22 protein-coding genes are annotated in these 17741 nt (G+C 67.4%); 15 read left to right on the forward strand and 7 right to left on the reverse strand.

The genetic code is table 11. The annotated features are described in order from the left end of the window. Positions 1–92: 92 nt before the first annotated feature. The 13 genes from prfA (at position 93) to atpD (ending at position 10629) form a co-directional block, all read left to right on the forward strand. Complete coding sequence (gene prfA, locus FAB82_RS03815) at positions 93–1178, forward strand: peptide chain release factor 1 (RefSeq protein WP_136533216.1); 1086 nt, start codon at positions 93–95, stop codon at positions 1176–1178. After that, positions 1171–2007, forward strand: a complete 837-nt coding sequence (prmC, locus tag FAB82_RS03820; RefSeq protein WP_136533217.1) for a peptide chain release factor N(5)-glutamine methyltransferase — start codon at positions 1171–1173, stop codon at positions 2005–2007. Before prfA ends, prmC begins: the two co-directional genes overlap by 8 nt. Beyond that, entirely contained in the window at positions 2004–2762 is a 759-nt protein-coding gene (locus FAB82_RS03825; protein ID WP_136533218.1) for an L-threonylcarbamoyladenylate synthase, read from the forward strand. The genes prmC and FAB82_RS03825 overlap by 4 nt, the downstream gene beginning before the upstream one ends. Beyond that, positions 2759–3310, forward strand: a complete 552-nt coding sequence (locus tag FAB82_RS03830; RefSeq protein WP_136533219.1) for an arsenate reductase/protein-tyrosine-phosphatase family protein — start codon at positions 2759–2761, stop codon at positions 3308–3310. The genes FAB82_RS03825 and FAB82_RS03830 overlap by 4 nt, the downstream gene beginning before the upstream one ends. Beyond that, positions 3307–3708, forward strand: coding sequence for a Cg1360 family ATP-synthase-associated protein (locus tag FAB82_RS03835; protein WP_136533220.1), 402 nt, complete (start codon positions 3307–3309; stop codon positions 3706–3708). Before FAB82_RS03830 ends, FAB82_RS03835 begins: the two co-directional genes overlap by 4 nt. A 111-nt stretch (positions 3709–3819) precedes the next feature. Then, the gene (locus tag FAB82_RS03840) at positions 3820–4047 is read left to right on the forward strand and encodes an AtpZ/AtpI family protein (protein ID WP_136533221.1); all 228 of its coding nucleotides are present in this window, start codon (positions 3820–3822) and stop codon (positions 4045–4047) included. Positions 4048–4078: 31 nt separating this feature from the next. Next, positions 4079–4891 (forward strand): F0F1 ATP synthase subunit A, encoded by an 813-nt coding sequence (atpB, locus tag FAB82_RS03845; protein ID WP_136533222.1) that lies wholly within the window; start codon positions 4079–4081, stop codon positions 4889–4891. A gap of 109 nt (positions 4892–5000) precedes the next feature. Further along, positions 5001–5213, forward strand: coding sequence for an ATP synthase subunit c family protein (locus FAB82_RS03850; RefSeq protein WP_136533223.1), 213 nt, complete (start codon positions 5001–5003; stop codon positions 5211–5213). 18 nt (positions 5214–5231) lie between these two features. After that, positions 5232–5765 (forward strand): F0F1 ATP synthase subunit B, encoded by a 534-nt coding sequence (locus FAB82_RS03855; protein ID WP_136533224.1) that lies wholly within the window; start codon positions 5232–5234, stop codon positions 5763–5765. Continuing rightward, a complete protein-coding gene (locus FAB82_RS03860; protein ID WP_136533225.1) occupies positions 5765–6586 on the forward strand; it encodes a F0F1 ATP synthase subunit delta in 822 nt (273 codons plus the stop codon). Before FAB82_RS03855 ends, FAB82_RS03860 begins: the two co-directional genes overlap by 1 nt. Before the next feature lie 37 nt (positions 6587–6623). Beyond that, a complete protein-coding gene (gene atpA, locus FAB82_RS03865; protein WP_136533226.1) occupies positions 6624–8258 on the forward strand; it encodes a F0F1 ATP synthase subunit alpha in 1635 nt (544 codons plus the stop codon). Positions 8259–8260: 2 nt separating this feature from the next. Continuing rightward, a complete protein-coding gene (locus FAB82_RS03870; protein WP_136533227.1) occupies positions 8261–9199 on the forward strand; it encodes a F0F1 ATP synthase subunit gamma in 939 nt (312 codons plus the stop codon). A 2-nt stretch (positions 9200–9201) separates the two neighbouring features. After that, complete coding sequence (gene atpD / locus FAB82_RS03875) at positions 9202–10629, forward strand: F0F1 ATP synthase subunit beta (protein WP_136533228.1); 1428 nt, start codon at positions 9202–9204, stop codon at positions 10627–10629. Positions 10630–10698: 69 nt separating this feature from the next. On the opposite strand, the gene FAB82_RS03880 is transcribed toward atpD, so the two are convergent. Continuing rightward, entirely contained in the window at positions 10699–11184 is a 486-nt protein-coding gene (locus tag FAB82_RS03880; RefSeq protein ID WP_136533229.1) for a hypothetical protein, read from the reverse strand. A gap of 130 nt (positions 11185–11314) precedes the next feature. Between FAB82_RS03880 and FAB82_RS03885 the strand changes: the two genes are divergently transcribed. Beyond that, entirely contained in the window at positions 11315–12019 is a 705-nt protein-coding gene (locus FAB82_RS03885; RefSeq protein WP_136533230.1) for a response regulator transcription factor, read from the forward strand. Then, the gene (locus FAB82_RS03890) at positions 12016–13275 is read left to right on the forward strand and encodes a HAMP domain-containing sensor histidine kinase (protein ID WP_136533231.1); all 1260 of its coding nucleotides are present in this window, start codon (positions 12016–12018) and stop codon (positions 13273–13275) included. Before FAB82_RS03885 ends, FAB82_RS03890 begins: the two co-directional genes overlap by 4 nt. Here the strand turns inward: FAB82_RS03890 and FAB82_RS03895 are convergent. The 6 genes from FAB82_RS03895 to FAB82_RS03920 all read right to left on the reverse strand — a co-directional run bounded on the left by FAB82_RS03895 (position 13272) and on the right by FAB82_RS03920 (position 17658). Continuing rightward, complete coding sequence (locus FAB82_RS03895; RefSeq protein WP_136533232.1) at positions 13272–14039, reverse strand: polyphosphate polymerase domain-containing protein; 768 nt, start codon at positions 14037–14039, stop codon at positions 13272–13274. The two genes, FAB82_RS03890 and FAB82_RS03895, sit on opposite strands and share 4 nt — an antisense overlap. Continuing rightward, entirely contained in the window at positions 14036–14635 is a 600-nt protein-coding gene (locus FAB82_RS03900) for a DUF4956 domain-containing protein (RefSeq protein ID WP_211116354.1), read from the reverse strand. The genes FAB82_RS03895 and FAB82_RS03900 overlap by 4 nt, the downstream gene beginning before the upstream one ends. A 249-nt stretch (positions 14636–14884) precedes the next feature. Then, complete coding sequence (locus FAB82_RS03905; RefSeq protein ID WP_136533234.1) at positions 14885–15280, reverse strand: type II toxin-antitoxin system VapC family toxin; 396 nt, start codon at positions 15278–15280, stop codon at positions 14885–14887. A gap of 1 nt (position 15281) precedes the next feature. Continuing rightward, the gene (locus tag FAB82_RS03910) at positions 15282–15608 is read right to left on the reverse strand and encodes a type II toxin-antitoxin system Phd/YefM family antitoxin (RefSeq protein WP_136533235.1); all 327 of its coding nucleotides are present in this window, start codon (positions 15606–15608) and stop codon (positions 15282–15284) included. Positions 15609–15734: 126 nt separating this feature from the next. Beyond that, positions 15735–16640 (reverse strand): glycosyltransferase family 2 protein, encoded by a 906-nt coding sequence (locus FAB82_RS03915; RefSeq protein ID WP_211116355.1) that lies wholly within the window; start codon positions 16638–16640, stop codon positions 15735–15737. Next, positions 16633–17658 carry a sulfotransferase gene (locus FAB82_RS03920; protein ID WP_246039437.1) on the reverse strand — a complete coding sequence of 342 codons (1026 nt, stop codon included), beginning with the start codon at positions 17656–17658 and terminating at the stop codon, positions 16633–16635. Before FAB82_RS03920 ends, FAB82_RS03915 begins: the two co-directional genes overlap by 8 nt. Between the last annotated feature and the right edge of the window lie 83 nt (positions 17659–17741).

Here is a 17741-nt window from a genome sequence, read left to right on the forward strand (position 1 = left end):
TTGTTGCGCAGCGCTCGTGTCATTGGCACGGGCGCTGCGTTTTTTCGTCTCTTACTTCTGCTCGCCCGGTCTTTCCACCGAAGGGACACACCATGTCTACCGCCGCCGACAACCGCCTGGCCTCGCTCCTCGCCGAGTTCTCCGATCTCGAGGCGCAGATGGGCGACCCCGCCCTGCACGCCGACCCCGCCCAGGCCAAGCGCGTCGGCCGCCGCTACGCCGAGCTCACTCCGATCGCCAAGACCGCCGCGGACATTTCGCAGGCTAAAGAGGACCTGGAGACGGCCACTGAGCTGGCGAGCGAGGACGCCGAGTTCGCCGAGGAGGCCGAGCGCATCAAGGCGAACCTGCCGGGTCTGGAGTCGAAGCTGGCGGAGCTGATGATCCCGCGCGACCCCGATGACTCCAAGGACGTGATCATGGAGATCAAGGCGGGCGCCGGCGGCGAGGAGTCCGGCCTGTTCGCCGGGGACCTGCTGCGCATGTACCTGCGCTATTTCGAGCAGGCCGGCTACGCGGTCGAGGTCATCGGCCGCGCGGAGACCGACCTGGGCGGCATCAAGGACGCGTCGATCGCCGTGCGCACCAAGGGAACTCCCGAGGGCGGCAATGGCGTCTGGTCGGTCATGAAGTTCGAGGGCGGGGTCCACCGCGTGCAGCGGGTGCCCGCGACCGAGTCTCAGGGCCGCGTCCACACCTCCGCCGCCGCCGTCGTGGTGATGCCCGAGGCCGAGGAGGTCGACCTCGAACTCAATATGAACGACATCCGGGTCGACGTCTACCGCTCGTCCGGTCCCGGCGGCCAGTCCGTCAACACCACCGACTCGGCCGTGCGCCTCACGCACGAGCCCACCGGCGTCGTGGTCACCTCGCAGGACCAGAAGAGCCAGCTGCAGAACAAGGAGGCCGCGCTCCGCGTGCTGCGCGCCCGCCTGCTCGCCAAGCAGCAGGAGGAGGCCGCCGCGGCAGCCGGAGAGGCCCGCCGTTCGCAGGTGCGCACCGCCGACCGCTCCGAGCGGATCCGCACCTACAACTTCCCGCAGAACCGGCTCACCGACCACCGCATCGGCTACACCGCCTACAACCTCGACCACGTCATGAACGGGGAGCTCACCGAGATGTTCGAGGCCCTTCAGGCCGCCGACCGGGCCGAGCGCATGGCCGGCACCGATGCCTGATTGGGGCGAGCTCCTCCGCTCGGCGGCCGAGCGGCTGGCCGAGTCGGGCGTGTTCCCGGCCCGGGTCGACGCCGAGCTGCTGGCCGCGCACGTGGCCGGCATCCGGCGCGGGCAGCTCATCACCGCGCCCGATCCGACCGAGTCGCAGCGCGCGTCGTTCGACCACCTGGTGGGGCGGCGCACCAAGCGCGAGCCGCTCCAGCACCTGACCGGTTCGGCCCCGTTCCGCTACGGCGAGATCGCGGTCGGACCGGGCGTGTTCGTGCCGCGCCCCGAGACCGAGCTGCTCGTCGACTGGGCCTTGGAGCACCTGCCGGAGGGCGGGACCGTCATCGACGCGTGCTCCGGATCGGGTGCCATTGCCCACGCGATCTCCACCGAGCGGCCCGACTGCAGTGTGTGGGCCGTGGAGGTCGACCCCGACGCGTTCGAGTGGATGGAGGCGAATCTGCGCCCCACCACGGCCGTGCCGGTCCTCGCCGACGCCGTCGCCGAGGGGACGCTCGCCGAACTCGACGGGACCATCGATCTGGTCGTCGCCAATCCGCCGTATGTGCCGATGGACATGGAGGTCGCCCCCGAGGTCGACTTCGATCCGTCGGGCGCGGTCTACGCGGACGCGGCCGGGCTCGCGGTCATCCAGCCGCTCGCCTCGCGGGCGCGCCGCTGGCTGCGTCCGGGCGGCTGGTTCGGCTTCGAACACGACGACACGCACGGCCGGGCCGCCCCCGAGATCCTGCGCGTCAGCGGTTTCACCGACGTCGCCGATCACGAGGACCTGGCGGGCCGCTCGCGCTTCGCGACGGGAAAGCTAGGCTTGTCGCCGTGAGGCTGTTCAACTGCAAGAAGATCAAGGACCGGGCCACCGGTCTCAAGTCGGCTGCTCGCGCGGTCGGTGGCGGCAAGCTAGTGGTGATCCCGACCGACACCGTGTACGGAATCGGCTGCGATGCCTTCTCCCACACGGCGGTGCGTGCGCTGCTGGCGGCGAAGGGCCGCGGCCGGGACATGGCGCCACCGGTGCTCATCGGCTCCAAGCGCGCCCTCGACGGGATCGCCTCGGACATGTCGAAGTCCGCCAAGGACCTCATCGACGCGTTCTGGCCGGGACCGCTCACCGTCGTCGTGCCCTACACGCCGACCCTGACCTGGGACCTGGGCGACACCGACGGCACCGTCGCGGTGCGCATGCCGCTGCACCCGCTGGCGCTCGAACTGCTCAAGGAGACCGGCCCGATGGCCGTCTCCTCGGCCAACAAGTCCGGGCAGCCGCCCGCCGAGACCGCCGCCGACGCCAAGGCCCAATTGGGTTCGGACGTCTCGGTGTACCTGGAGGCCGGCGCCAGCGAGGACAACCTGCCCTCCACCATCGTCGACTGCGTCTCCGAGCCCCCGCAGGTCCTGCGCGAGGGCGTCTTGACCGTCGAGCAGCTCCGCAAGGTCGTGCCCGGCGTGCTCGACGCCGACGGCTACGGCCCCGGCGAGCGCCCCGAGGACTCCGAGCCCGAGGCTGAGGTTTCCGAGGAATCGGCGCCGCCGGAGGATCCGACCGAGGCGGAGAAGCCCGAAACGGCCGAGTCGTGACCGCGGTGTTCTCGGTCCTGCACGTGTGCACCGGCAATATCTGCCGGTCGCCGATGTCCGAGCGCATCCTCGACGGTCTCACCGGCGACGACGTGTTCAACCACGGCGCCGGCACCGGGAACTGGCACGAGGGCGAGGACATGCAGGTCAATTCCCGCTTCGAACTCGAAGACCGGGGCTACGACTCGCAGGGCCACCACGCCAGGCGCATCGAACGCGCCCACGTCGAGTCCTCGGACCTCATCCTGGTCGCCACCGCGGGCCACCTGGAGATCCTCGCCGACCATTTCCCCGAGGCTCGGGAGAGGACCTTCCTTGTACGCCAGTTCGGCTTGATCACCGCCGACGTCTTGGCCGAACTGCCCGAGGGCGACGCCGCCGTGCGCGGCAAGGCCCTGGTGGCGGAGGCCGCCAAACGGCAGGGCGACTACCCCGAGTCCGACCTGCTCGACCCGTGGGGCATGGACCGCGGCGTCTACGGCCAGATCGCCGACCAGCTCGAAGCCGCGCTCAAACCCGTCGCACAAGCCTTGGAGTCCACCGAATGAGGGCCTCCCGAGGTTTCCTCAAACCCTGTTTCATCGCCTCCGGGCTGGCGCTGCTGGTCGCCGTCGGGCTCGGCTGGGCCTTCGGCGGCGCCGTTGGCGCGGCGGGCGCGGGCGGGGGAGTGGCATTGGCCGCGTTGGGCTTCGCCGGTTCCGTCTGGGCCATCGCGGCAGCCGAAAACATTGATGTGCGTCTCACTCTGCCGGTGGCGTTGCTCACATACATGATCAAGTTGGTGCTGTTCGGGACAGCACTGTGGGCGATCGATCAGTTCACTCCGGACGCATTGCGCCCCAGCGCATTCGGGATCATTGGAGGGGCCCTGACCTGGCTCACCGTGCAGGTCGTCTGGACGTTCCGTGCGAAAATCCCTTATATCGAGCTCGAAAAACGGCCCTGACCGGCGGCTGTAGCGTGTTTCGTGACGGTTGACAAATCCGCACGGATGACTCTCGTCTCAGCTAGCCCGCTGGTGAGATCCTGTGTAGTTCCTGTTAGAGTTCACCTCGACATGGCCGACCCGAAAACCCCCGACGGCAAGCCCGACAAACCCGGACCCGATGGTTCGGAAGCGGGCTGGCGCGCTCTGGGGTATCTCTTGTCCGGGATCATCTTCTGGGGTGGACTCGGATATCTCGTCGACCTATGGCTCGAACTACCCAAAGTCGGGCTCCTGGTAGGGATGCTTGTCGGTGCTGCAGCAGGTATGTACCTGCTGATCAAGCAGATGTCGCCGTAATTGACCGACACTGACTGAGAGGCGTGACTCGGTGACCGACTCAGCCAATGTGCTGGCCGCAGAGGAATCCCACTTCCCACCCGGCATTCACAGCTTTGACTTCCGGGACTGGTTCACCGGACTCAGCGAGACCGCTCTCGCGCACATGTTCACGACCATCACCCTCGGGGTATGGCTGACCATCGCAATTCTCATCGTGTTCTTCCTGTGGGCCTATCGCAAACCCCAGATCGTCCCCACCAAGAAGCAGTGGCTGGCGGAGTCCGCTTACGGATTCATCCGCAACACCGTTTCGATCGATCTGATGGGCAAGAAGGACGGCGTCAGGTTCGCCCCTTATCTCGCCACCCTTTTCCTCTTCATCCTGGTTATGAACTTCTGGGCAATCGTCCCGGGTATCCAGATCTCGCCGATGGCGCACATCGCATTCCCGGCGACGCTCGCGATCCTGTCGTGGGCCATCTACATGTGGGTCGGCGTCAAGAAGCACGGCTTCATCAAGTTCATGCAGCTCACCTGCGTGCCCCCCGGGGCGCCCTGGTTCATCTACCCCCTGCTGATCCCGATCGAGTTCCTGCAGAACATCATCCTGCGGCCGGTCACCCTGGCACTGCGGCTGTTCGCGAACATGTTCGCCGGCCACCTCATCCTGCTGGTCTTCATCCTCGGCGGATTCGAACTGCTGAACTCGGGCAACGTCTTCATCCAGGGCATGTCCGTCCTCTCCTTCGCCATGGGGATCGCCATGACGGGCTTCGAGCTCATCGTCATCCTGCTGCAGGCATATGTCTTCACACTCCTGACCGGTATGTACATCCAGGGGTCCCTTGCGGACGAGCACTAGAGAGCACTCGCTCTCTCTTCACCCCGCATAGATTTCCGAAGTTTTACAAGAACGAACAACATCGTGCGCGTGACGGACACGCCACGCTGACACCTAGGAGAAAAACGCCATGGAAGGCAGCCTCAACGTCATCGGTTACGGCCTCGCTGCGATCGGCCCCGGTATCGGTGTCGCCCTGATCTTCGCCGCGTGGATCACCGCCACCGCCCGCCAACCCGAGTCGGCCGGTATCACCCGCCCGATGCTGTTCATGGGCTTTGCCCTCGTCGAGGTTCTGGCGCTGTTCGGCCTCGTTCTCGCCTTCGCCCTCGGCGGGGCCTAACACTTTTACGGAGCGATCATGATTCTGGCAGAAGAAGGAGGCGCGGCGATTCTCTTCCCGATTTGGCAAGAGATGCTCGTCGGCGCCATCGCCTTCGGTCTGCTGTGCTTCGTGCTCATGAAGTTCGTCTTCCCCCGTATGGAGAAGACCTTCGAAGCACGAGTAGATGCGATCGAAGGCGGTATCGAAAGGGCTGAGACGGCGCAAGAAGAGGCCAATCAGACCCTTGAGGAATACCGCCGCAAGTTGGAGGGGGCCCAATCCGAGGCCGCCGCCATCCGCGACGAGGCCCGTGCCGACGCCGTCGCCGCCAAGGAGGAGATCCTCGTCTCCGCCCGCGAGGAGGCCAACCGCATCATCGCGGCCGGCCACGCCCAGATCGAGGCCTCGCGCCAGCAGCTCGTCCGCGAGCTGCGAAGTGAGGTCGGCAACCTGGCCGTGGACCTGGCCGGGAAGATCATCGGCCAGCGTCTGGCCGACGACGCCTCCACCACGGAGACCGTCGACCAGTTCCTCGCACAGATGGAAACTGAATCGAGCGGGGCGCGCTGATGTCGACGACTGGACGCGAAAGCACTGAGGCCGGACGCGAGACCCTGGAGGCGTTCGCCTCCGGGGCCACGGCCGAGCAGGTCACCGAATGCGGCGAACAGCTGCTGAACGTGACACGGTTCCTCGTCGACCAGCCTCGGCTGCGTCGCGCCCTGTCCGACCCCGCCCGCGAGGCGGACGACCGGGAGGGGCTGGTTCGCCGGCTCCTCGCGGACCAGGTCGGCACCGCCGCGATCGATGTCGTGGCGACGCTGGTGAAGGGCCGCTGGGGTAGTCCGTCCGAGCTGGTCGACGGTTGCGAGACGCTCGCAATCAGCGCCCTGCTGGACGCCGGCAAGCAGAGCGGCACCCTCGCCAACATCGAAGACCAGCTGTTCCGCTTCGGGCGGCTGGTTGACGGTGACCTGGAACTGTCGTCAGTATTGGACTCGAGCGGCACCGACCCTGAGGGTCGGTCCCGCCTGGTCGTACAACTGCTCGACGGCAAGGCCGAACCGGAGACGGTGAAGCTCGCGGCCGCCGCCTGCTACGGCATCGGCGGCCGGGGCTTCCACGCCTCGCTCGCCTACCTGATCGAGGCCGCCGCTGCGGCCCGCGATGAGGCCGTGGCCTACGTAACCGTGGCCACGCCGATCGACGAGTCGGGCGAGCGGAAACTCGCCGCCAAGCTCAGCCTCGTCTACGGTCGTCCGGTGGCTTTGAAGCTCACCGTCGACCCCGAGATCGTCGGGGGCATCCGAGTGCAAGTCGGCTCGGAGCTGTGGGACGGAACCGTCTCGCGGCGCCTCGACGAAGCCCGCCAAGCCTTGGCCGGACGCTGAGATCCAGCCGGTAACTATTGAAAGGGATAACGTTCAGATGGCTGAATTGACCATCTCCTCCGACGAGATTCGTAGTGCGCTTGACGACTACGTCTCGTCGTACCGGCCGGAGGTCTCGCGCGAAGAGGTCGGTACCGTCACCAGCGCAGGCGACGGCATCGCGATCGTTGAGGGACTTCCCTCGGCGATGGCCAACGAGCTCCTCGAATTCGAGGGCGGCGTGATGGGCCTGGCCCTGAACCTCGACGTCCGCGAGATCGGCGCCGTCCTCCTGGGCGACCCGGTCAAGGTCGCCGAGGGCCAGTCCGTGAAGCGGACCGGCAAGGTCCTGTCCGTCCCGGTCGGCGACAAGTTCCTGGGCCGCGTCGTCGACGCCCTGGGCAACCCCATCGACGACCTGGGCGAGATCGAGGCCGAGGGCGAGCGCGAGCTCGAACTCCAGGCTCCCAACGTCATCAACCGCCAGTCGGTGTCCGAGCCGGTCGAGACCGGCATCAAGGCCATCGACGCGATGACCCCGATCGGCCGCGGCCAGCGTCAGCTGATCATCGGCGACCGCAAGACCGGTAAGACCCAGGTCTGCATCGACACGATCATCAACCAGAAGGCCAACTGGGAGTCCGGTGACCCGAAGAAGCAGCTGCGCTGCATCTACGTCGCCATCGGCCAGAAGGGCTCGACGGTCGCCGGCATCAAGGGCATGCTCGAAGCGCACGGCGCGATGGAGTACACCACCATCGTCACCGCGAACGCGGACGAGCCGGCCGGTCTGAAGTACTTGGCGCCCTACACCGGTTCGTCCATCGGACAGCACTGGATGTACGGCGGCAAGCACGTCCTCATCGTCTTCGACGACCTGTCGAAGCAGGCCGAGGCCTACCGCACCGTGTCGCTGCTGCTGCGTCGTCCCCCGGGCCGCGAGGCCTTCCCCGGCGACGTCTTCTACTTGCACTCCCGTCTGCTGGAGCGTTGCGCGAAGCTGTCCGACGAGCTCGGCGCGGGTTCGATGACCGGTCTGCCGATCATCGAGACCAAGGCCGGCGACATCTCGCAGTTCATCCCGACCAACGTCATCTCGATCACCGACGGCCAGGTCTACCTCGAAGAGGGCCTGTTCAACTCGGGTGTGCGTCCGGCCATCAACGTCGGTACGTCCGTCTCCCGTGTCGGTGGCGCGGCCCAGACCAAGGGCATGCGCTCCGTCGCCGGTAGCCTGCGTCTGGACCTGGCTCAGTACCGCGAGCTGGAGGCCTTCGCGGCCTTCGCCTCCGACCTCGACGCGGCCTCCAAGGCGCAGCTCGAGCGCGGTCTGCGGATGGTCGAACTGCTCAAGCAGGGTGTGGCGGCGCCGCTCCCGATGGGCGAGGAGACCATCTCGATCTGGGCCGGCACCGCCGGTCAGCTCGACGACATCCCGGTCGGAGAGGTCGCTCGTTTCGAGTCCGAGTTCCTCACCTACATGCGCGCGAACCACGCGGACGTCGTCGCCACCCTCAACGAGGGCAAGGTCAAGGTCACCGGCGACATTGAGGAGAGCCTCAAGAACGCCGTCGCCAAGTTCAAGCGGATGTTCAAGTCCTCGGCCGACAACCTGAACGTCAGCGACGAGCCCGAGGACGCACTCGAGGGCGAAGTCGACGTCGAGACCGTCAAGCGCGTCAAGAAGGGTTAGCCATGTCAGCGCAGCTTCGAGTGCTGCGGCAGCGGCTCAAGTCCACCCAGTCCATCAAGAAGATCACCAAGGCGATGGAACTGGTGGCCACGAGCCGCATCGCCAAGGCACAGGAACGGGTGGCGGCCTCGCTGCCGTATTCCCGGGCCATGACCTCCGTGATGACGTCGCTGGCGTCCAACGCCTCGATCAACCACCCGCTGCTCCAGCAGCGCCGCATCCCCAAACGGGCCGGCGTCCTGGTAGTGACCGCGGACAAGGGGATGTGCGGCGCGTACAACGCCAACGCCCTCAAGACCGCGGAGTCGTTGATCACGCGCCTGTCCGAAGAGGGCAAGGTGCCGGTGCTATACGTGGCCGGCCGCCGCGGCGTGGCCTACTACCAGTTCCGCGACCGCCCGATCGAGGCGTCGTGGACCGGGTTCTCCGAGCAGCCGAAGGTTTCGGATGCGCAGGAGATCACCAGGACGCTGCTGGCCGCCTTCATGGCCGGCGCGGACGATGATGGCGAGGGCCCGGGCGAGGACGGTATCCTCGGTGTGGACGAACTTCACATTGTTCACACCAGGTTCGTGTCACTGCTGACGCAGGTCCCCGAACCGCGGCAGATGGCGCCGCTCGAAGTCGAAGAGGTGGAGGAGCACGAGCTCGATGAGCATGTGCTGCTGCCGGACTACGACTTCGAACCGAACCCGGAAGCACTGCTCGACGCGCTGCTGCCGAAATACCTCACGACTCGCATCTACGCGGCATTGATCGACGCCGCGGCCAGCGAGTCAGCGTCGAGGCGTCGAGCCATGAAGGCCGCGACCGACAATGCCGATGAGATGATCAAGACCCTGCGGCGGAGCGCGAACGCGGCGCGGCAGGCGGCGATCACGCAGGAGATCAGCGAAATCGTGGGTGGGGCCAGTGCCCTTTCCGCCGCAGGAAGAGAGTAACGATGACTGACACTGATGGAGTGGGACGCGTCGTACGGGTCATCGGGCCGGTCGTCGACGTCGAGTTCCCGCGCAACGCCATCCCGAAGATCTTCAACGCGCTGCACGTCAATATTGACTACACCGGCGAAGCGAATCGGCTCACGATGGAGGTCGCGCAGCACCTCGGCGACAACCGAGTCCGTGCGATCTGCATGGCCCCGACCGACGGCCTCGTCCGCGGCGCCAAGGTGACCGACACCGGAGACCAGATCAAGGTGCCCGTCGGTGACGGCATCAAGGGCAAGGTCTTCAACGCGATCGGCGAGTGCCTCAACCTCGAAGAGGGCGAAGAGCTCCAGGTCGACGACTACTGGAACATCCACCGCCACGCCCCGGCGTTCGCGCAGCTGGAACCGAAGACCGAGATGCTGGAGACTGGCATCAAGGCCATCGACCTGCTCGCCCCGTACGTCAAGGGCGGCAAGATCGGCCTGTTCGGCGGCGCCGGCGTGGGCAAGACGGTGCTCATCCAGGAGATGATCATCCGTGTGGCTCAGAACTTCGGCGGGTCCTCCGTGTTCGCCGGTGTCGGCGAGCGCACCCGTGAGGGCAACGACCTCATCGCCGAAATGGGCGAGGCGGGCGTGCTGGAGAAGACCTCCCTGGTCTACGGCCAGATGGACGAGCCGCCGGGCGTGCGTCTTCGCGTCGCCCTGTCGGCCCTGACGATGGCGGAGTACTTCCGTGACGTCAAGAACCAGGAGGTGCTGCTCTTCATCGACAACATCTTCCGGTTCACCCAGGCCGGCTCCGAGGTCTCGGCCCTGCTGGGCCGCATGCCCTCGGCCGTGGGTTACCAGCCGACCCTGGCGGACGAGATGGGTGAGCTCCAGGAGCGCATCACCTCGCTGCGAGGCAAGGCCATCACCTCGATGCAGGCCGTCTACGTTCCCGCGGACGACTACACCGACCCGGCGCCGTTCACCGCGTTCACCCACCTGGACGCGACGACGAACCTGGAGCGGAAGATCTCCGACAAGGGCATCTACCCGGCGATCGACCCGCTGGCCTCGAACTCCCGAATTCTGGAGCCCGAGGTCGTCGGTTCGGAGCACTACGCCGTCGCCGGCCAGGTGAAGCAGATCCTGCAGAAGTACAACGAGCTGCAGGACATCATCGCCATCCTCGGTATGGACGAGCTTTCCGAAGAGGACAAGCTGGTCGTGGGTCGCGCCCGCCGTATCGAGCGCTTCCTGTCGCAGAACACGTTCGCGGCGAAGCAGTTCACCGGCGTGGACGGCTCGTTCGTCCCCGTCAAGGAGACCGTCGAGGCCTTCAAGAAGATCGCCGAAGGGGAGTACGACCACTTCCCCGAGCAGGCCTTCTTCATGTGCGGTGGCCTGGAAGACCTTCACAAGAACGAAGAGGAGCTCCGCAAGAAGGGCTAGTCCTTCTTAATGGCGCACCGAGAGAGCGGCCCCGGAACTTCGGTTCCGGGGCCGCTCTCTTTTCGGTGCTCAGCCGTCGTCGCCGCTGTCGTCACCAGTGTCGTCGTCTGCCGAACCCAGCTGTGGGACACCGTCGACGCAGCGCACCGAGTACTCCTCCTCGTCGGACTCGCTCTCGAACTCGATCTCCGCGTCCGCGGCCGGTACGGACTCGACATTGCTGACCTGCCAGCCCTGGGACGGGGTCCACGATTCGATGGTCACCTGGGTGCCGTCGCAGCTGGCGAGGAAGGTGCCGCCCGCGCCGCCGAAGACCTGTTCTCCGGCACCGGGACTCGGCGTCGCGTCCGGCTCGTCGGACGGGGTGGGGGAGGGCGACTCGCTCGCCGAGGCATCGTCGCTCGGCTGGTTCGACTCGCTGTCATCGAGTGCCTGCTGGACGCTCTCCTCGGACATCGGCTCGGTCGGCGGATCGAGGGTGCCTCCCTGGGCCAGCGCGACCGCGCCGATCCCCGCCACCACTGCCACGGCGGCGGCCGCCATCCATCCGGTCACTACCCATTTCCTCTGCATGGAACCAGCTTGCCCGGGACACGGTTAAGACGGCGATAAGGCGGCTCTAAGCCTTCTCAGTTCACGTCGGCGGGGTGGATTCGGAGGGCGTTCGCCGCATAGAGTTCCGGCCATGGCCCAATTGCTGCTGATCGAGGACGATGAACGGGTCCGCACCGCGCTGCTGCGGAGCCTGCGCGACCTGAACCATCAGGTCGCCTCCGCACCCGATGCGATGACCGGTCTGCGGGCTGCGATCGACCACCGGCCCGACCTGGTCGTGCTCGATCTCGGGCTGCCCGATCTCGATGGGGCCCAGATGCTTCGGATGCTCCGTGGCGTCTCGGACGTGCCGGTGATCGTGGCGACCGCCCGGGACGACGAGGAGGAGATCGTGCGGGTCCTCGGTTCGGGCGCCGACGACTACGTGGTCAAGCCGTTCACCGCGAAGCAGCTCGACGCCCGGATTCAGGCGGTGCTGCGTCGGGTCGGGGGCGGATCAGCCGCGTCGGTGGATCCGACGGTGTCGGTGGGGCCCTTGCGGATCGATCCGCGCGGGCGCTCGGCATACCTGGACGGGCGGGCACTGGAGTTGAGCCCCAAGGAGTTCGACCTGCTGTATTACCTGGCGGCCCGGGCCGGTGAGGTGGTCGCGAAGAGGCAGTTGCTCACGGACGTGTGGGACCTGCCGTTCGGCGGCGCGGACAAGACCGTCGACGTGCATCTGGCGTGGCTGCGCCGCAAGCTCGGCGAGACCGCGCAGGCCCCGCGCTTCCTGCACACGGTGCGCGGCGTCGGCGTCAAGATCGTGGATCCGGCCGAGGGGAGTGCGCAATGAGGGCCCGGCTGACGCTCCTGGTCGGCGCCACCGCGACCCTGATCCTGCTGGCCTTCGCGATCCCCATGGCGATCCTGCTGAAGAACAGCGCCGCACAGGAGGCCATCGCGAGTGCCGAACAGGAGGGTCAGCTGCTGACCCCGATCGTGAGCACCGGCGATGTGGGCCGCGTCGAGAACGTCGTGCAGACCTACAACGCGTCCGGGGCGTACCCGGTCACCGTGTTCTGGCCGGACGGCACCGTCACGGGTGAGCAGGTGCCCCGGTCGAACGCGGTGGAGTTGGCCGCGCGCGGACAGTCGTTCACCGCCGAGACCGCCGGCGGCCGCGAGATCCTGTACGGCATCGGTCTGGCCGACGGTTCAGCCGTCGTGCGCATCTATGTCAGCGATGACCAGTTGACAGCCGGAGTCGGTCGGTCTTGGCTGCTGCTCGGGGCGATCGCGGTGGCGCTCTTGGCTTTCGGGCTGCTGCTGGCCTCGCGGTTCGCGCGGTTGCTGCTGGTGCCGCTGAACGATCTGGCGGCCGTCTCGCACCGCCTCGCGGGCGGGGATCTGGATGCGCGGGCGGACGCGTCGGGTCCGGCGGAGCTGCGCAATGTCGGCACGGCGTTGAACACCCTTGCGGAGCAGATCAAGGAGCTGCTCGAGGGCGAGCGCGAGCGCGTCGCCGACCTCTCCCATCGGCTTCGCACCCCGCTCACGGTGCTGCGCCTGGAGACCGAGGCGTTGCGCGATCGGGCCGAGCGCGAGACGATCGAGCAGGCGGTGGGCGAGGTCGAGCGGGCCGTCAACGCGGCCATCGAGGATGCCCGCAATCCGGCCGAGGCCGGGACGTGCGACGCGGCGGCGGTGGTGGCCGAGCGCGTCGAGTTCTGGTCGGCCCTGGCCGAGGACACCGCCCGCGAGTGCCGGGTGCGGCTCGCCCCCGGCCCGCTGCCGGTGTCGCTGTCGGCCGCCGAGCTCGCCGCCGCCATGGATTCGCTGCTGGCCAACGTCTTCGCGCACACCCCCGACGGGACCGCGTTCGAGGTGCGGTTGACGCCGCGCTACGAGGGCGGCGCCACCGTGGACGTGGCCGACGAGGGTCCGGGCCTGCCGAACCTGGCGGTGTTCAATCGGGGCGCCAGCGAGGGCGGTTCGACCGGGCTCGGACTCGACATCGCCCGGCGCGCCGCCGACGCCTCGGGCGGCCGGCTCGTGTTCGGCCAGGGCACGGGAGGCGTCGGCGCTCTCATCAGACTCGAACTCGGTTAGATCAGAGCCAGGTTGGGCCCGAAGCATTCGCGTCGGGCCCGCGCCCACGGATTCGCCCGCACTCCGGGCGAGAGCACCGAGACGGCCAGGCAGTACTTGCTGATCGATTCCGGGCGGGCCCCCATCGCCCACAGGATGCGGTCGGCCGTGCCTCCGGGCCGGGCCGCCTTCACCTCGACCAGGTGCATGGGTCGCGACGCCACCGTCGCCTCGCTAGCGACGCAGCGCAGGTCCTCGTCGCAGGTGACGCGGGTGTCCTCGGCGAGGTTCACGAGCGTGTGCCGCCGGTAGTCGGTGCGAAGCCGCGGGGCCATCCCGGCCGGGACGGCCATGCCGTAGGCCTCCCACAGGGTCCGGGCCAGGTGCTCGGCCGCGTCGGGGGCGATCCGCCCGGCGTCGGCGGCTCGGTAGGGCAGCCGTTCCTTGACGGTGTCCTGGCGGGCGCCCTTGAGTTTGACCTCGAAGGCGCAGTCCCCGGAGTCGACGTAGGTTCGGGTGCGGACCTTGAAGCGGCGCCGGCGGCCCTGGCGGTGCTGCCGGTAGGTCAACAGGTCCGGGGTGTCGAAGTAGACCGATTCGTAGGCGAATCGTCGCCTGCCGTCGATGTCCAGGCAGGCCCAGGTCCCCGTGGCCGCCAAGGCGTCTCGGAACCGCCGGTACTGCTCCGGGGCCAGCAGGTACTTGGTGTCGACGCGGGTCTGGAGGTCGGCGGCGGCGATGACCGCGTCGAGTCCGATGCCGCGGAAGGCGTCCAGGCCGCTCATCGGTTCCTCGCCAGCGGGACGGTGCGCTCGGCCTGGGCCACCGGGGCCGGGAACGGCTGGAAGCGTACGTCGACGGTCATCGTCTCGCGCACGTAGTCGGTGTCGATGACCTCGAACTTGCGGATCCTCGCGTCGAGCCGATGCTGTAGATCCTCGCGGAGGCGGGCCTCGTCGCGGTGGACGGTGTCGAGGATGACCAGGCGGTGCCGGGACCGGCCTGCGAGGCGCGGATGGTCGGCGACGTACATGACCGCGACGAGCAGGGCGCTCAAGCCGATCGCGATGGCCGGGCGGGAGGAGCCGATCCCGTTGATGAGGCCGAGGGCGAGGGCGGTGAAGTAGTAGCCGACGTCCCGCTGGGAGATCTGGTCGGAACGCAGCCGCAGGATCGACAGGACGCCGAACAGGCCGAACGCGAGGCCGAGGCTCACCTGCTGAGAGAGCATGAGCGCCGACACGGCGAAGACGCCGACATTGAGCGCCACGTAGGCGAGCGCGAGGTCGGTGCGGTGGTGGCGCCGGTAGTAGATCGCGCAGGCGAGAACGGTGATGGCGAACAGGTCGACTGGCAGGGCGAGCGCGAGTGCGAGACTCAACGGGTCCTCCTCGATGGAAGCGGATGCGGCACCGCCGGACCCGGGGCCCCGCGGCATGAGGAGAACCGTAGGCGCGCAGAGGTTAAGGCACCGATAAGTCGTGAATAAAGACCGGACAAGCGATGAACGGACGGTGGCCGACCACCGGTGTGTCGGACCGGGGTCGTTGCGCTGGTTGAGATGCCGCGAACTCGGCAAGACGGTGGCCCCGAAGCGCGAAGCGCTTCGGGGCCACCGTCTAGTTCTCAGTTAGTCGTCCATGCCAGGAGAGGCTACGGGGAGCCCCTGCTCGCGAGCGGCCTTGAGCAGGCGGCGATCGTAACTGACCAGCGAGGTCAGATAGTCTTCGATGCTCAATGCCGTGGCAACATGCAGGGCGTCCAATGTCCGCAGGCTCCGGGGCAGCGTGGAGGCAATGTCACGAACCTCCTGAGTCATGGTCAGTTCGCCGTACATCGTCGACAGTTCTGCCATGAGCGTCGGATACTGCCCGTAGTGGCTTGCGCCGCGAACGGTCTCGACGAATCCGATAGAGCTAGTGGCCATCGGAGTCCCTGAATGGTCCTTCAGGAATTCGATCAGGTCTTCCACTGGGTCTCGCTCGATCGTCAAGGCGATGAGGGCGCAGGAATCGAGATAAATCACGTCAGTCCTCATCACCCGTCAGCATGCGGAGCATCTCCGTCTCCCGTTCCGCATCGGCGTCCCGCATGTCGAGGATCGTCTGAATCGGGCTGTCGGGCTGGTCGGTCTGATGGAGCGGCCGCCGGTCGATGTCGTCGGTCGTGAAAGACGCCAGCTGGAGCTGGCCGCTCTTCACGAGTTCGGTGTACTTCCCCAGTCGGTCGGAGGCGGGGAGCAGTATCGCAATCGGTCTCCCACGTTTGGTCACCGTCACTGAGTTGCCTTTCTCTGCGAGCGCGAAGAAAGCGCTTGGGTTGTGTGAGAACTCCCGTACGGTCACTTCGCGCATTGTGCCCTCCCCAGGGTTGTATGTACTTACAGATAGTACCACGTTGCCCTTTCGAATCGGCGAGATGGAACCGGCCCCGGAGCGCTTTGCGCTCCGGGGCCGGCATGTTCGGTATTGATGCCCTGGTCAGATGCCTCGGCCGCTGCGGTGGAGGGCCGCCATGACCGTGGGGACGCTGATGAGGCCCGCCGACGCCACAGCCGCCACGGCCGCTCTGGGCTCGCCCGGGTTGGCCTTGGTCGCCCGCACGGCCCATTTCATGGCCTGGCGGCGGTCGCCGATGGCGGCGTGCCAGCAGGCGATCTGGCCGTAGACCCGGGACGCGCCCTCGGGGCTGCCGTGGATCTCGGGGTGCCGTTCGAGGATCCAGCGCAGCGAGGAGATCTTGGTGTCCCAACGGGTCTCGAAGTGCGAGCCCGCCCAGTTGATGAGCGCGTAAGGGGTGTCGACGTGCGCGATGGGGCGGCGCCGGGCCGCCCGCAGCAGCATGTCCCAGTCCTCGTTCTGGCTGCCGGGCGCGTCCTCGGAAACCATGCCCAGGCCGCCCAGCAGCGCGGAGCGGCGGAACAGGAATGTCGAGGAGTGGAGCATCATCATGCGCGAGCGAAGCAGGTCGACGTGGCGCACCGTGGTGCGCTGCGCCAGGCGCGCGTTGCGGCGGCCCCGGTAGTCCACCTCGATCGCGGTCGTGCACATCTCGGCGGCGGTGCCGAGCGCCTGGACCTGCGCGGTGAGTTTGCCCGGCAGCCATTCGTCGTCATCGTCGAGGAACGCCACCAGTTCGGTGTCCAGCGCGGTGATCCCGGTATTGCGGGCCCCGGACAGGCCGGGGGTGCGCTGGTTCTTCATCACCCGCACCGGCCGTTCGCCGCCTGCCGCGACGGTCTCGTCCGGCTTGGCCCGGTCGTAGACCACGACGACCTCGAGGTCGCCGGGGTAGAACTGGGTGAGCACCGAGCGGAGCGCCTCGCGCATCTGCTCGGGCCGGTCGTGGGTCGGGATGACCACCCCGACCGAGGGCCAATCACTCACCGCCGGCCGTCCTTCCGGTCTGGAGCGGCTGCTCCTCGGGGAGTATTTCGTCCTCATTGAGGTAGCCGTAGCGGCCCAGCAGCGGCCGCGTCAGCGTCGAGACCATGCGGCGGGTGCCGTCGGGCATGTCCTCGGTCCAGGCCTCGTCGGACCTGATCGGAATGCGCCCCACGGTGAACCGCATCGGGTTCCCGGCCGCGGAGTGGCTCGGGCCCAGGTCGGCCCAGCCGTCGCCGATGAAGTTCAGGTCCGTCTCGACCAGGTCGAGATCGCAGAAGCGCGCCAGCGAGGCGATGACCTTCCTGGGGCGCTGGATGATCCGCTCGTAGCGGACCCGGCGCACCGGCACTCCGCGCCGGGCCAGCAGGCTGAACGCGGCGTTCTGCGCGTTCCACAGGATCGCGGCCTTGGCGGGGGAGTAGCGGGTCATCTGGTCGCCCGTGGGCGATTCGGGGCGGCGAACCTGCTTGGTCCAGGAGTAGGCGACGCCGCGGGCGTCCCGCACCACGTGCATGACCCGCAGGTCGATATTGGGGGACCAGCGCAGGCAGTACGCGAGGGAGGCGTGCTTGGAGGAGTCGACGATGAGTCGCGCGTTGGTGTCCTTGGCGGCGGCGGTGTAGATCTTCTCGAAGTAGCCGGCGTACTCACTCACCAGCTGGTGCTGGGCGGGAGCCAGCTTCTTCGAGGCCAGCGCCGGGATGTGGCGGGTCCGGTCGATGGTGGCCTTGAGCGCGTTGATCCGTTCGACGTCGACCGCCTCCCAGGAGCCGAAGGCGGAGTTGCCGACCCGCTCCCAGAACTCGCAGTGCGAGAACGTCGCCCCGCAGGCGCACATCTCGTTGCCGCGCAGGTCGCGTTCCCACAGGTGGGTGATCTCGCCCAGCGGCATCACCCCCGGCAGCTGTCCCAGCAGGCGCTCCAGGAGCGTCGTGCCGCTGCGGCCAAGTCCTCCGATGAAGACCACCTTCACGCGGTCCTCGGACTGCTCGGCCGTGTCGGCGATCTTGACGCTCACTGAACCCTCTCCCAACTCTGCTCGTTCGGCTTGGCTATGCACCTATAACGACTCTGGGTGGGGTTGAGGACACGCCCTGGAAT

The sequence above is a fragment of the Glycomyces buryatensis genome, from assembly GCF_004912275.1.
GTDB lineage: Bacteria > Actinomycetota > Actinomycetes > Mycobacteriales > Micromonosporaceae > Glycomyces > Glycomyces buryatensis.